General features: G+C 59.9%; 12 protein-coding genes. 7 read left to right on the top strand and 5 right to left on the bottom strand.

Annotated features, from left to right (window positions below):
* Nucleotides 1-5: 5 nt before the first annotated feature.
* From WF513_RS03190 to WF513_RS03180, 3 genes are all read right to left on the bottom strand, one after another.
* Nucleotides 6-947 carry an AEC family transporter gene (locus tag WF513_RS03190; protein WP_339081385.1) on the bottom strand — a complete coding sequence of 314 codons (942 nt, stop codon included), beginning with the start codon at nucleotides 945-947 and terminating at the stop codon, nucleotides 6-8.
* 114 nt (nucleotides 948-1,061) lie between these two features.
* Entirely contained in the window at nucleotides 1,062-1,622 is a 561-nt protein-coding gene (locus tag WF513_RS03185; RefSeq protein WP_339081383.1) for a response regulator transcription factor, read from the bottom strand.
* Nucleotides 1,623-1,634: 12 nt separating this feature from the next.
* Entirely contained in the window at nucleotides 1,635-2,888 is a 1,254-nt protein-coding gene (locus WF513_RS03180; protein ID WP_339081381.1) for an ATP-binding protein, read from the bottom strand.
* 193 nt (nucleotides 2,889-3,081) lie between these two features.
* Between WF513_RS03180 and WF513_RS03175 the strand changes: the two genes are divergently transcribed.
* The 6 genes from WF513_RS03175 to WF513_RS03150 all read left to right on the top strand — a co-directional run bounded on the left by WF513_RS03175 (nucleotide 3,082) and on the right by WF513_RS03150 (nucleotide 9,824).
* Nucleotides 3,082-3,810 (top strand): SIMPL domain-containing protein, encoded by a 729-nt coding sequence (locus tag WF513_RS03175; protein ID WP_339081379.1) that lies wholly within the window; start codon nucleotides 3,082-3,084, stop codon nucleotides 3,808-3,810.
* Between the two features lie 223 nt (nucleotides 3,811-4,033).
* Nucleotides 4,034-5,632 carry an ABC transporter substrate-binding protein gene (locus WF513_RS03170; protein ID WP_339081376.1) on the top strand — a complete coding sequence of 533 codons (1,599 nt, stop codon included), beginning with the start codon at nucleotides 4,034-4,036 and terminating at the stop codon, nucleotides 5,630-5,632.
* Nucleotides 5,633-5,753: 121 nt separating this feature from the next.
* Nucleotides 5,754-6,764, top strand: coding sequence for an ABC transporter permease subunit (locus WF513_RS03165; protein ID WP_339081374.1), 1,011 nt, complete (start codon nucleotides 5,754-5,756; stop codon nucleotides 6,762-6,764).
* 132 nt (nucleotides 6,765-6,896) lie between these two features.
* Entirely contained in the window at nucleotides 6,897-7,796 is a 900-nt protein-coding gene (locus tag WF513_RS03160; protein ID WP_339081373.1) for an ABC transporter permease subunit, read from the top strand.
* 82 nt (nucleotides 7,797-7,878) lie between these two features.
* Nucleotides 7,879-8,853 carry an ABC transporter ATP-binding protein gene (locus tag WF513_RS03155; RefSeq protein WP_339081371.1) on the top strand — a complete coding sequence of 325 codons (975 nt, stop codon included), beginning with the start codon at nucleotides 7,879-7,881 and terminating at the stop codon, nucleotides 8,851-8,853.
* The gene (locus WF513_RS03150; RefSeq protein ID WP_339081370.1) at nucleotides 8,853-9,824 is read left to right on the top strand and encodes a peptide ABC transporter ATP-binding protein; all 972 of its coding nucleotides are present in this window, start codon (nucleotides 8,853-8,855) and stop codon (nucleotides 9,822-9,824) included. The genes WF513_RS03155 and WF513_RS03150 overlap by 1 nt, the downstream gene beginning before the upstream one ends.
* On the opposite strand, the gene WF513_RS03145 is transcribed toward WF513_RS03150, so the two are convergent.
* Nucleotides 9,821-10,600 carry a YdcF family protein gene (locus WF513_RS03145; RefSeq protein WP_339081368.1) on the bottom strand — a complete coding sequence of 260 codons (780 nt, stop codon included), beginning with the start codon at nucleotides 10,598-10,600 and terminating at the stop codon, nucleotides 9,821-9,823. The two genes, WF513_RS03150 and WF513_RS03145, sit on opposite strands and share 4 nt — an antisense overlap.
* 27 nt (nucleotides 10,601-10,627) lie before the next feature.
* Complete coding sequence (locus tag WF513_RS03140) at nucleotides 10,628-11,071, bottom strand: hypothetical protein (RefSeq protein WP_339081365.1); 444 nt, start codon at nucleotides 11,069-11,071, stop codon at nucleotides 10,628-10,630.
* A 226-nt stretch (nucleotides 11,072-11,297) separates the two neighbouring features.
* Here WF513_RS03140 and leuS point away from each other — a divergent pair, with 226 nt between their 5' ends.
* Nucleotides 11,298-13,910 (top strand): leucine--tRNA ligase, encoded by a 2,613-nt coding sequence (gene leuS, locus WF513_RS03135; protein WP_339081363.1) that lies wholly within the window; start codon nucleotides 11,298-11,300, stop codon nucleotides 13,908-13,910.
* Nucleotides 13,911-13,914: the final 4 nt, after the last annotated feature.

Raw genomic sequence — 13,914 nt, 5'->3', positions numbered from 1 at the left:
CGGGGCTATATCCAGCCGCCCCACTGCAAAATCAGCAAGCCCAGATTGGTACTGATTACCGACGCCAAGGTGGTGATGACGATAATCGCCGCCGCCAACTGGTAATTACCCCCGACTGCCTTTGCCATCACAAAGCTGGCGGCGGCCGTTGGGCTGACGAAATACAGAAACAGGATGCCTAAATCCGCACCGCGAAAACCGCACAACCCAGCACCCAGCGTCGCCAATAACGGCAACCACAGCACCTTCATCAAGCTCGAGCTCACAGCCATGCCGCTGCCTTGGCGCAGGGAATCAAGGGTCAACGTAGCGCCAATACAGATCAGCGCCAACGGCAGGCTCATTTGTGCAAAATAGCCGCCTGAGGTCAGCAACCAAGCAGGCAACGGGATTTGCCAGGCAGCGAAAGGAATCGCCAGCAATACGCCGACGATCAGTGGGTTGGTGGCGATGCTTTTGCTCAGGCTCCAGACATCCGTCTTAGCCTGCGGGCTGTAGATCGCCAAGATGATCGCCGACAGTACGTTGTAAGTGAGGATCACCACGCCGCCGAGCACCGCCCCCACCGACAAGCCGTAATCGCCATACAGGCTGGTCGCCAACGCCAAGCCAACAATGCCGTTATTGCCGCGAAATGCACCTTGGGTGTAGATGCCGCGATCCGCTTCGGGGCAGCGCAAAATCGCCCACCCCCACGCCAGTAGAAAACAGCCTAAGGTCGCTAAGACAAAATACAGCAGCAATGCCGGGCGCAGTGCGGTGCTGAGGTCGGCTTTAATAATCCCCAAAAACAGCAGGGTGGGCAGGGTGCCACGAAACACCAAGGTCGAGGCCGTGTTGATAAACCCCGCATCAATCAGCCCAAAACGCTTGAGCGCCACACCGAGAAACAGCATGGAGAATACTGGCGCGGTAACACTGATAGTTTGCTGTACAACCGCGAGCATGCAGCCCTCACTAACCCGTTAGATAGGCGGCTAATGATAACGCCATCGGCGCAAAACACTGCAGCCCTGTAGGGGAAGATGGCAAACGCGGCCTTATGCCGTCCGGAGTAGGTCTTAGCGCCGAACCGGGCGCTTCTGTAATTTGCGCTGCAAAGTACGCCGATGCATGCCGAGGGCGCGGGCGGTCGCGGAGATATTGCCTTCGTGCTCGCTGAGTACGCGCTGGATGTGCTCCCACTGCAGGCGGTCAACCGACATGGGGTTATCCGGCACCAAGCTTTCTAGGTCGGCATGCTGGGTCAGCAACGCGGCCAGCACATCGTCGGCATCAGCCGGCTTGCACAGGTAGTTACAGGCACCGCGCTTAATCGCCTCCACGGCGGTGGCAATGCTTGAGTAGCCGGTGAGGATCACCACACGCATTTCGGCGTCCAGCTCCAGCAGCTTAGGCAGCAGCACCAGGCCAGAATCACCTTCCATTTTCAGGTCCAGCACGGCGTACTCTGGGATGTCGTGCTGGGCGATGGCTAAGCCTTCGTTGGCGGAGCCGGCGGTGGACACGCGCAAGCCGCGACGGCTCATGGCACGGGCCATGACGCGGGTAAAGGTCGGGTCGTCATCGACCAGCAACAAGTGCGGTTGCTCTTCACCTTCAAACAGAACTTCGTCACTCATTCGGGTACTTCCTTACACTCGGCCATAGGCGCGCGGCAATTTCAGCTCGGTGAGCGTGCCGCCCTCTTCATGGTTATACAGTTTAACCGTGCCGCCGGCACGGGTGACGCTGGCTTGGCTGAGGAATAAACCAAGGCCAAACCCCTTACCTTTTGTGGTGAAAAACGGCCGCCCGAGTTGCTCGGCAATCGCCAGCGGCACCCCGGCGCCGAAGTCACGAATGCTCAGGCGCAGCCACTGGTGATCCCAATCCAAGCGGATATCCAGTTTATCCGGGCACGCGTCGGCGGCGTTGTTGAGCAGGTTCAACAGTGCTTGGGTCAAATCAGCCGGCGGCATCATCCGTGGCGGCTTACCTTGACCAAGGCATTGGTAGCGATAGCTGGCCTCAGGGCGCATCAGGTGCCAGCGGTTAAGGGTGGTTTCCAGCCACTCCACCGACGACAGCTCGACCACAGCCTGACGCCGATCCGCTTCCGCCGCACGGACCAATTGTTGCAGGGTTTGCTTGCACAACTTGACCTGTTCTTGCAGCACGGCCAAGTCTTCTTGCAGCGTCGGTTCCTGATGCTCGCGGCGCAGCTCTTTAATCAGCACGCTCATGGTCGCCAGTGGCGTGCCCAATTCATGTGCGGCGCCAGCGGCTTGGGTGGCTACGGCTAACAGTTGCTGGTCGCGCAAGCCTTCTTCGCGGCGCTCGGCGCGCAGTTCTTCTTGATGGCGCAGCTCTTCGGCCATTTTCGCCACGAAGAAGGTAATCAACCCAGCGGCCAAGGCAAAGCTCAACCACATGCCATAAATCAGCAGGCTTTCCCGCGAGCCGGCGGGCAATTCCAGCGGGTGCGACCACACCAACAAAAAGGTGTAACCGCCCAGCGCCAGACCCGACAAGGTCATGGTGTACAGCCACGGCAGGATCGCGGCAGCAATGGTCAGCGGCACCAAGTAATAGGATACAAAGGGGTTGGTGGCGCCGCCCGAGTAATACAGCAGCAGGCTATGGATGATCAGGTCACAGCCCAACTGTGCGGCGTATTCCTGCTCAGTCACCGGCCACGGCCCGCGCAGGCGCAGCGCAGTGAGCAAGCACAACAGCAGGGAAACCCCGAGAGTGACACTCAACTCCAGCCAAGGCAGCGGCAACGAGCCCGATTTATAGGCCAGCCCCACCGAACCGGCTTGCGCCGCCAGCACCAGGATGCGGATCAGGGTCAGGCGCCAGAGGTTTTGCCGGCTCGCCGACAGTAGCTGCACAGGTGCGAGCATAAGAACTCCAAAATGCTAATTCAGCGGGCCGAACGAGTATAACCAAGGCCTCCGCCAGCCCACTGCGGCAACACGCCGCAGTGGGCTGCTGCTGTAAACCCGTTGAACCTGAGTGGCGCTGCTCAGTCAGACAGCTGCGCCTACACTGTTTAACGCCGTGCATTACCTGCGCACCCCACATAAAGGAATCGCCATGCTGCCATTGCCCCGCCTTGCCGCTGTTCTACTACTGAGCACCACCGCCCTGTTGAGTGTCACGGCGGTGGCCGAAGAGGCTCGCTATAACCAAGTCGCGCTGCGTGCTGAGGTTAATCAGGAAATCACCCATGACCTGATGCACGTCACCCTGTACAGCGAAGCTCAGGACAGCGATCCCGCCGCTCTTGCCGCACAAATCAGCAACACCCTTAACGCAAGCATCGCCCAAGCGCGCAAGGTCAAAGGCGTTAGCGTTTCATCCGGCAGCCGTAACAGTTATCCGGTTTATGCTGAGAATAAAGGTGATGACAAAGGCCCACAGATCACCGCTTGGCGCGAGCGCGCTGAGCTGCGTTTAGAAAGTGCCGACTTCAGCGCGCTGTCCAAACTCACTGGCCAGATGCTGCAAACCCTGAAAATGGGCGACATGCACTTCAGCATCGCTGACGCCACGCGTAAAACCCATGAAGACGCGTTGCTCAAGGACGCCGTGGCAGCCTTTAAAGCCCGCGCCCAGCTGGCGACTGAAGCGCTTGGCGGCAGCGGCTACAAACTGGTCAACTTGAGCCTGAACACGGGCGGCTTCCAGCCACCCAGGCCGATGCGCATGGAGGCGATGAAGGGCGCCGCAATGATGGATGCAGCCGTTACGCCAGAGATCGAAGCCGGCACCAGCCAAGTCAGCATTAGCGCCGATGGGGTGATTGAAGTGCAGATGCCGTAAAAACTGCTACAAACAGAAGCAGCGCCGTTACCCGACGATAGCGGCGCTTTGCCATGTTTTCCCGGCACAGTTATACAAATGCGACACCAATAGCTTATTGAGTCGCCATTTCTGTTCTCTATGCGCTGTGCCTCTTGCCTACGGCACACGCCCTGCATAGCTTCTGCCAAGGTCTCCACAAGAGCCCCCTCAGGATCACAACCACAATAACCATGAGGTCACTATGCGTAAGCACGCCGTCATTCAGGCTCTACTCGCCGCTGGGCTGATCGCCAGCACCCCACTGGCCAGCGCCGCCAGCAACCTGGTGTTTTGTTCCGAAGGCAGCCCGGCGGGGTTCGACCCCGGCCTGTACACCACCGGCACCGATTTTGATGCGGCTGCAGAAACCGTATTCAACCGTTTAAGCCAGTTTGAGCGCGGCGGCACCGCCGTCATTCCGGGCTTGGCCGAAAAATGGGACATCAGCGAAGACGGCCTGAGTTACACCTTTCACCTGCGCCCGAACGTGGAATTTCACACCACCGAGTACTTCACGCCAAGCCGCAGCTTCAACGCCGATGACGTGCTCTTCACCTTCCAGCGCATGCTCGACAAAGATCACCCGTTCCGCAAAGCCTACCCATCTGAGTTCCCTTATTTCACCGACATGGGCATGGACGCGAACATCGCCAAGATCGAAAAACTCGACGACATGACCGTCACGTTCAGCCTCAACGAGATCGATGCTGCTTTTATCCAAAACTTGGCGATGAGTTTTGCCTCGATCCAGTCCGCCGAATACGCCGACAGCCTGCTCAAGGCCGGCAAGGCCGCCGACATTAACCAGAAGCCCATCGGTACCGGCCCGTTCGTGTTCAGCCGCTACCAGAAAGATGCAGTCATCCGCTTCAAGGGCAACAAAGAGTACTGGCAGCCGGATGAGGTGAAACTCGACAACCTGATCTTCGCCATCAACACCGACGCCTCGGTGCGCATGCAAAAGCTTAAGGCCGGTGAATGCCAGGTCACCCTATTCCCCCGCCCGGCAGATTTGGATGCACTGAAACAAGACCCGAACCTGACCATGCCCGAACAGGCTGGGTTCAACGTCGGCTATATCGCCTATAACGTCAGCCACCCACCGTTCGATAAGCTCGAAGTGCGTCAGGCCATGGACATGGCAGTGAACAAGCAAGGCATCATCGACGCTGTTTACCAAAGCGCCGGTCAACTGGCGGTCAACGGCATGCCGCCGACCCAGTGGTCGTATGACGAGAGCATTAAAGACCCCGCCTACGACCCAGAAAAAGCCAAGGCGCTGCTCAAAGCAGCTGGCGTTAAGGAAGGCACCGAAATCACCTTGTGGGCCATGCCGGTGCAACGCCCCTACAACCCCAACGCGAAGTTGATGGCCGAGATGCTGCAAAGTGATTGGGCCAAGATTGGCATCAAGGCCAAGATCGTCACCTACGAATGGGGCGAGTACCTCAAGCGCGCCAAAGCCGGCGAACATGACGCCATGCTAATCGGCTGGAGCGGCGACAACGGTGATCCGGACAACTGGCTGGGCACTCTTTACGGCTGCGACGCGGTAGACGGCAACAACTTCTCCAAGTGGTGCGATGCTGAATACGACAAGCTGGTAAAAGCCGCCAAACGTGTGACCGACACCACTGAGCGCACCGAGCTGTATAAGCAAGCTCAGGTGATTCTCAAGCGTGAAGTGCCAATCACCCCGATTGCCCACTCCACGGTCTACCAGCCGATGAGCAATAAGGTGGTGGATTTCAGAATCAGCCCGTTCGCGTTGAACTCGTTCTACGGCGTCGGCGTCAAGTAAGCGCTCGTAACACGTCGGTTGGCGGGCGGCTTAGCCCCCTCGCCAACCGAGCACCCTCTGCATACACCGCATAACAGCGCCCAGCCATTGCAGCCAGGCGCACACTGGAGCACTGACTCGCATGCTGGCTTTTATTGCACGCCGCCTGGGACTGCTGATCCCGACTTTTTTCGGCGTCACCCTGCTGACGTTTGCGCTGATCCGCATGATCCCCGGTGACCCGGTGGAAGTGATGATGGGCGAGCGCCGCGTCGACCCGGTGATGCACGCCGAGGCCATGGAGCGCCTGGGCCTGAATAAACCGCTGTACGCTCAATACTTCGATTACATCGGCCAATTGGCCCAGGGCGATTTGGGCCAATCGCTGCGCACCCGTGAAAGCGTCTGGAGCGAATTCACCACCCTGTTCCCCGCTACATTTGAGTTGGCGCTGGCCGCCCTGCTGTTCGCCGGCACACTCGGCCTAATCGCCGGAGTCATCGCCGCCCTCAAGCGCGGCTCGCTGTTCGATCACGGCGTGATGGGCATTTCGCTGGCGGGTTATTCCATGCCGATTTTCTGGTGGGGGCTGCTGCTGATCATGTTTTTTTCGGTGTGGCTGGGCTGGACACCAGTCTCCGGACGCATCGACCTGCTCTATGATATTCCGCCCGTTACCGGCTTTATGTTGATCGACACGCTGCTGGCGGACGAACCCGGTGCATTTGCCGATGCCCTGCACCATCTGATTCTGCCGGCCATCGTGCTCGGCACCATCCCCCTGGCGGTGATCGCCCGTATGACCCGCTCAGCGATGCTCGAAGTGCTGCGTGAGGACTATGTGCGCACCGCCCGTGCCAAGGGCCTGTCGCCAGCCCGCGTGGTGTTCGTGCATGGCCTGCGCAATGCGCTGATCCCGGTGCTCACCGTGTTCGGCCTGCAGGTCGGCGCGCTATTGGCCGGCGCGGTGCTGACCGAAACCATTTTCTCCTGGCCGGGTATCGGCAAATGGCTGATCGAATCGATTGGCGCGCGTGACTACCCTGTGGTGCAGAACGGAATTTTGCTGATCGCGTGCATGGTGATTTTGGTCAACTTCGTGGTGGACATTCTTTACGGATTGGCTAACCCACGTATTCGCCATCAGCGCTGAGGAACACACCATGCATAGCCGCATTATTTCCGTAGGGTGGATGACGCTTCACCCATCCACCCTCGCAACGTCCAAACGGCGGATGAAAAAAACGTCATCCACCCTACACAGGCACACTCTGGAAGCTCGCCCATGACGACCACCACTGTAGACCAGAGCCTGTTCTACCCCTCGCCGCTCAAGGAATTCTGGCAGGCCTTCGCCCTCAACAAAGGAGCCTTAGCTGGGCTCGCATTTATGATCCTGCTGATTATCTGCGCGCTGTTCGCGCCGTGGATCGCACCGCACGACCCCAGCGAGCAATACCGCGACTTTATGCTGACCCCACCGGCCTGGCTGGAAGGTGGCCAGTTGCAGTTCCTGTTGGGCACTGATGAAGTAGGCCGCGACCTGCTCTCACGGCTGATTCATGGCGCGCGCTTGTCGCTGCTGATCGGCCTGGCGTCGGTGCTGATGTCGCTGATCCCCGGCATTCTCATGGGCCTGGTTGCCGGCTTCTTTCCGCGCCTGCTTGGACCGTCGATCATGCGCCTGATGGACATTATGCTGGCCCTGCCCTCGTTGCTATTAGCCGTGGCCATCGTCGCCATTCTCGGCCCTGGGCTGATCAACACCATCTTCGCCATCGCCATTGTTTCACTGCCGTCCTACGTGCGCCTAACCCGCGCCGCGGTGATGGGCGAACTGAACCGCGATTACGTCACTGCTTCGCGCCTGGCCGGTGCCAGTTTGCCGCGGCTGATGTTTATCACCGTGCTGCCCAACTGCATGGCGCCGCTGATCGTGCAGGCCACCTTGAGCTTTTCCTCAGCGATTTTAGATGCTGCCGCGCTGGGCTTTCTCGGCCTCGGCGTGCAACCACCGACGCCTGAATGGGGCACCATGCTGGCGTCGGCGCGCGATTATATCGAGCGCGCGTGGTGGGTGGTTACCCTGCCCGGCCTGACCATTTTGCTCAGCGTGTTGGCCATTAACCTCATGGGCGACGGGCTGCGTGATGCCCTCGACCCGAAACTGAAGAATGCGGCCTGAGGATGATCAGGATGACGATGCAAGTAGCCCGGCTGCAATCCGGCAAAAATCTGATGGCCTGCTCCGGATCGGAGCCGCGCCCATGAACCTGCTCGATATCAAAAACCTCAGCGTGCGTTTCGGCGGTGCCAATGCCATACCCGTGGTCGACGGCCTCGATTTGTCAGTGGCCAAGGGCGAGGTGCTGGCGATTGTCGGCGAGTCCGGCTCTGGCAAGTCGGTGACCATGATGGCGCTGATGGGCCTGATCGACGCACCCGGCATTGTCACCGCCGACAGCCTGCAATTTGACGGCACCGATATGCTGCGGCTCAAAGGCCGACAGCGCCGGCACATCGTCGGTAAAGACCTGTCGATGGTCTTTCAAGACCCGATGACATCGCTCAACCCCAGCTTTACCGTGGGTTTTCAAATCGAGGAAGTGCTGCACCAGCACCTGGGCCTCAAGGGTCAGGCAGCGCGGCAACGTGCGTTGCAGCTGCTCGACCGAGTAGAGATCCCCGCTGCGGCCAGCCGCCTGAATGCCTACCCGCATCAACTCTCTGGCGGCATGAGCCAGCGCGTGGCGATTGCCATGGCGATTGCTGCCGAGCCTAAATTACTGATTGCCGACGAGCCAACCACGGCGCTGGATGTGACCATTCAAGCGCAGATTATGCAGCTACTGCTGGGCCTGCAACGCGAGCAAGGCATGGGCCTGGTGCTGATCACTCATGACCTGGCTGTGGTAGCGGAAACGGCGCAGCGCGTGTGCGTGATGTACGCCGGCCAAGCAGTGGAAATTGGCTACGTGCCGCAGCTGTTCGACGCCCCCACGCACCCCTATACCGAAGCACTGCTCAAGGCGATCCCCGAGCACAGCCTGGGCCAGAGCCGCCTGGCCACCTTGCCAGGTATTGTCCCGGGCCGTTACGACCGGCCGCAGGGCTGTTTGTTGTCGCCGCGCTGCCCTTATGCGCAAGCGCGCTGCCATGCGCAGCGACCGCCGCTGAATGACCATGAGCGCGGCGCGGTGCGCTGTTTCTACCCGCTGAACATAACTGCGCAGGTGGCCTGATGAGCGCTGTACTGACTGCCCGCGACCTGACCCGTCACTACGAAATATCTCGCGGCCTGTTCAAGCCCGCCGCCCACGTGCAAGCGTTGAATGGCGTGTCCTTTGAATTGCAGACAGGTAAAACCCTGGCGGTAGTCGGCGAATCGGGCTGCGGTAAATCCACTTTGGCCCGCGCCCTGACGCTGATCGAGCAACCCAGCTCAGGCAGTTTGCAAATCGCCGGCCAGGAGGTCGCCGGGGCCGATAAAGCACAGAGCAAACAGCTGCGTCGTGACGTGCAAATGATTTTTCAGAACCCCTATGCCTCGCTCAATCCAAGGCAGAAGATCGGCGACCAACTCGGTGAGCCGCTGCTGATCAACACTGCGTTGTCGCGACTGGAACGCCGCGACAAGGTGCAAGCGATGATGCAGCAGGTTGGCCTACGCCCTGAGCATTACCAGCGCTACCCGCACATGTTCTCCGGTGGCCAGCGCCAGCGCATTGCGCTGGCGCGAGCGATGATCCTGCAGCCTAAAGTGCTGGTGGCGGATGAGCCGACTTCGGCGCTGGACGTCTCCATCCAGGCTCAGGTGCTCAACCTCTTTATGGACCTGCAAGAGCAGTTCAACACCGGCTACGTGTTTATCTCGCACAACCTCTCCGTGGTGCGCCACGTGGCTGATGATGTGCTGGTGATGTACCTCGGTCGCCCGGTGGAATTGGGCCCCAGCGAGCACATTTACCAGCGCCCGCTGCACCCTTACACCCAAGCGCTGCTGTCAGCGACGCCAACTCTATATCCGGACCCGAGCAAGCCAAAAATCAAGATCACTGGCGAGCTGCCTAACCCGCTGTCGCCGCCCAGTGGTTGTGCCTTCCATCAACGCTGCCCGCACGCCAGCGAACGCTGCCAGGTTGAGCTACCCGCACTACGCCTGCTCGATGCGCGCCAGGTGGCGTGCCACCATGCTGAGCAGATCAATGCTTAAGGCTGTGCAACTGCACCCTTATAAAACAGCCGATAGGCCAACAGGCCAACTGCTTCGTTGAGCAGTAAACCGTTCTGCCAAACGGCTTTGCTTTCCGGCAGCCAGCCACCGGCAGGACGCCCATTGGCTGTGCCGAGAAAGCCCATGGGCGCACTGATCACCTGCAAACCTGCCTGCTCGAAACTCCAGCGCGCCCTCGGCATATGCCACGCCTGCGTGACCAACACCACGCGGCTGATTCCGGCCTTTTTTAGTAGTTGCGCCGTGCCGGTCGCGTTCTCCCAAGTAGTGCGGCTCAACCCTTCCTGCCAACGCACCGACAAGCCGTAATCACCCACCAACACGTCTGCCATCAAGGCTGCCTCGCTGGGCAGTGCGCCATAGTGCAAGCCTCCCGACGTCAGCAGCGGCAGCCCTGACGCCTTAGCCAAGCGTGCGGCAAAGCGCACCCGCTCGAGCGCCAGCAAGCTGGGTTGGTCGGCGCCCCAGCCGGGATCAGCCAGCTCGCGCCCACCCCCCAGAACCACAATTACCTCGGCCTGCTGCGCCAGCGTGCGCCATTGCTGCTGATCTAATGCGGGCTCAGTTTCCAGTGCGCGTGCCGACCACTCAACAACCACGGGCAGGCTAAACAAACCCATGCCGCCTAATCCCGCGACGAAACACAGCAGCGCCAACCGCGGGAAACGTCGGCGCAACCACCAAGCGGCCAGCAGCAATAGCAGAAACAGGCCGGGCGGCAGCAGGAACTGTTTGAGGATGTAGCGAATCGGCATTGAGCACCTCCAAGGGAGCGCGCAAGCCTAGCGGTGATTACTCGTGCGGAACAGTTGCGAACCACAGATTTTGCAGGCCTGCACGCCACGGCCTAATTGCCAGCCCGCTAATGTGCCGCAGAGGGCGCAACACAATTGCAGGCGACCTTTGAGCACAGTTTTAGCCTTGGCGGGCAGCATGTATCGGGCTTTAAGCCCTGGCCGGGTGACATTGCAAGAGCTGGGCGGCTGTTCGACCTGCGCCATTTCTTGCGCGGCCGCATGCCAGCCGCGCAGCCAGTTCAGGTCGTGATTGAGGTACGCGCGGATCAGCTGCATCTCCGCAGGCGTCAAGCCGCGCAACTCCAGCTCGCGCGACGGCTGCGCGGACACAATGCTCAAGTTGTCCGCCTCATCCAACGCCACGGCAAGGCGCTGCAACAATCGCTCATAGAGCCCACCTGCCGGTGCATTGCACCTCAACCCTGCCATCTATCACCTCGTGCCGGAACAGCTTGCCACCTCACTACTCAAGCGTAGCGTCCACACCTCAACCAGCAGTCCGCTGCGACAAACGGTGGGGCCGCCTAGGTGCGGCCGTCAAGATGTGGCAGACCGCACCTCGCTGGCCACCGTTTAATCAGGGTTTCCCTGAATAAGCAGGGCTCATGTATGCTACGGCGTTTTCCGCAAGCCCTCATTCCCAGTGCCGGTAGCCATGCAAGAACAGTATTCGCCCCGTGAAATCGAAGCCGCCGCGCAGTCCCATTGGGATGCGCAGAAATCCTTTGTAGTGAGCGAGCAGCCAGGCAAGGAGAGCTTCTACTGCCTGTCGATGTTCCCCTACCCCAGCGGCAAGCTGCACATGGGCCATGTGCGTAACTACACCATCGGTGATGTGATCGCCCGCTACCAGCGCATGCAGGGCAAAAATGTGCTGCAACCGATGGGCTGGGACGCCTTTGGCATGCCAGCAGAAAACGCCGCGATGAAGAACAACGTCGCACCGGCCAAGTGGACCTACGAAAACATCGACTACATGAAGACCCAGCTGAAATCGCTGGGGCTGGCCGTGGATTGGACGCGCGAAGTCACCACCTGCAAGCCCGATTACTACCGTTGGGAGCAGTGGCTGTTCACTCGCCTGTTCGAAAAAGGCGTGATCTACCGTAAGAATGGCAGCGTTAACTGGGACCCGGTGGACCAAACCGTGCTGGCCAACGAGCAAGTCATCGACGGCCGTGGCTGGCGTTCCGGCGCGCTGATCGAGAAGCGCGAAATTCCCATGTACTACTTCAAGATCACCGCTTACGCGGACGAGCTCTTGAGCAGTCTTGACGAGTTGGCTGGCTGGCCGGAACAGGTCAAAACCATGCAACGCAACTGGATCGGCAAGAGCTTCGGCGCCGATGTAGTGTTCGACTATGACCAAGCCAGCGTCGGCGTCGACGGCCAACTGAAGGTCTACACCACCCGCCCCGACACCCTGATGGGTGCGACTTACGTCGCCGTAGCCGCCGAGCATCCGCTGGCCCAGAGCGCCGCCGCGACTAATCCGGCGATTGCTGCGTTTATCGCCGAATGCAAAGGCGGCTCCGTGGCCGAGGCCGACATGGCCACCATGGAGAAAAAAGGCGTGGCGACCGGCCAGTTCGTGATTCACCCATTGAGCGGCGACAAGCTGCCGGTGTTTGTCGCCAACTACGTGTTGTGGGGCTACGGCGAAGGCGCGGTCATGGCCGTGCCGGCCCATGACGAGCGCGACTTCGAGTTTGCCACTAAATACAGCCTGCCCATCACCCAGGTGTACAGCGCTGAAGGCAAGGATTACGACGTCAACCAGTGGCAAGACTGGTACGGCGACAAGGTCGGGCTGACGACCCTTAACTCCGATCAGTATGACGGCCTGGGCTTCACGGCTGCCTTCGATGCCGTCGTTGCCGACCTTGAAGCCAGCGCCCACGGCGCACGCAAGACCCAGTTCCGCCTGCGTGACTGGGGCATCAGCCGCCAGCGCTACTGGGGCTGCCCAATCCCGATTATTCACTGCGAAACCTGCGGTGATGTACCGGTACCTGAAGACCAGCTGCCGGTAGTGTTGCCTGAGGATGTAGTCCCGGACGGCGCCGGCAGCCCACTGGCGCGCATGCCTGAGTTCTACAACTGCACCTGCCCAACATGTGGCAGCGCAGCCAAGCGCGAAACCGACACCATGGACACCTTCGTTGAGTCGTCTTGGTACTTTGCCCGCTTCGCTTCGCCGAACTACACCCAAGGCATGGTTGACCCGGCAGCGGCCAACCACTGGCTGCCTGTTGATCAATACATCGGCGGCATCGAACACGCGATTTTGCACCTGCTTTATGCGCGTTTCTTCCATAAGCTGATGCGCGATGAAGGCTTGGTGTCGTCCAACGAGCCGTTCAAGAACCTGCTGACTCAGGGCATGGTGGTGGCCGAAACCTACTACCGCACCCTCGATAACGGCGGCAAAGACTGGTTCAACCCAGCCGACGTTGAGCTTGAGCGCGACAGCAAAGCCAAGGTCATCAACGCCAAGCTTAAAAGCGATGGTCTGCCGGTTGAAATTGGCGGCACCGAGAAGATGTCCAAGTCGAAGAACAACGGCGTCGACCCGCAGTCGATGATCGACCAGTTCGGTGCCGACACCTGCCGCCTGTTCATGATGTTCGCCTCCCCCCCCGACATGAGCTGCGAATGGTCGGATGCCGGTGTTGAGGGCGCACACCGCTTCCTGCGTCGCGTCTGGCGTTTGGCGCAAAGCCATGTCAACCAAGGCGTAGCCGTTGCAGTTGATCTCGCTGGCCTGACGGATGAGCAAAAAGCCGTGCGCCGCGCGATTCATCTGGCGATCAAGCAGTCGAGCATCGATATTGGCCAGCACCACAAATTCAACACCGCCATCGCCCAGGTCATGACGTTGATGAATGTGCTGGAGAAAGCGGCGCAGGCGACTGGCCAAGATCGCGCCCTGCTGCAAGAAGGTCTGGAGGCGGTGGCGCTGTTGCTGGCGCCGATCACTCCGCACATCAGTCATCAGCTGTGGCAGGAACTGGGCCATGACGACGCCATTATTGACGCGACCTGGCCAAGCGTGGATGAGTCAGCCTTGGTACAAGACACCCTGACCTTGGTGATTCAGGTCAATGGCAAACTGCGCGGGCAGATCGAAGTACCCGCCAGCGCAAGCCGCGAGGATGTCGAAGCCGGTGCCCGCAGCAATGAAAGCGTGTTGCGTTTTACCGAAGGCCTAAGCATCCGTAAGGTCATCGTGGTGCCAGGCAAACTGGTTAACATCGTAGCCAACTGATTAA

Origin of the sequence: Pseudomonas sp. TMP9, from assembly GCF_037943105.1 — a bacterium.
Classification (GTDB): domain Bacteria; phylum Pseudomonadota; class Gammaproteobacteria; order Pseudomonadales; family Pseudomonadaceae; genus Aquipseudomonas.
Note: the sequence above shows the minus strand (reverse complement) of the source record. Positions and strands in the feature narration are given on the sequence as shown.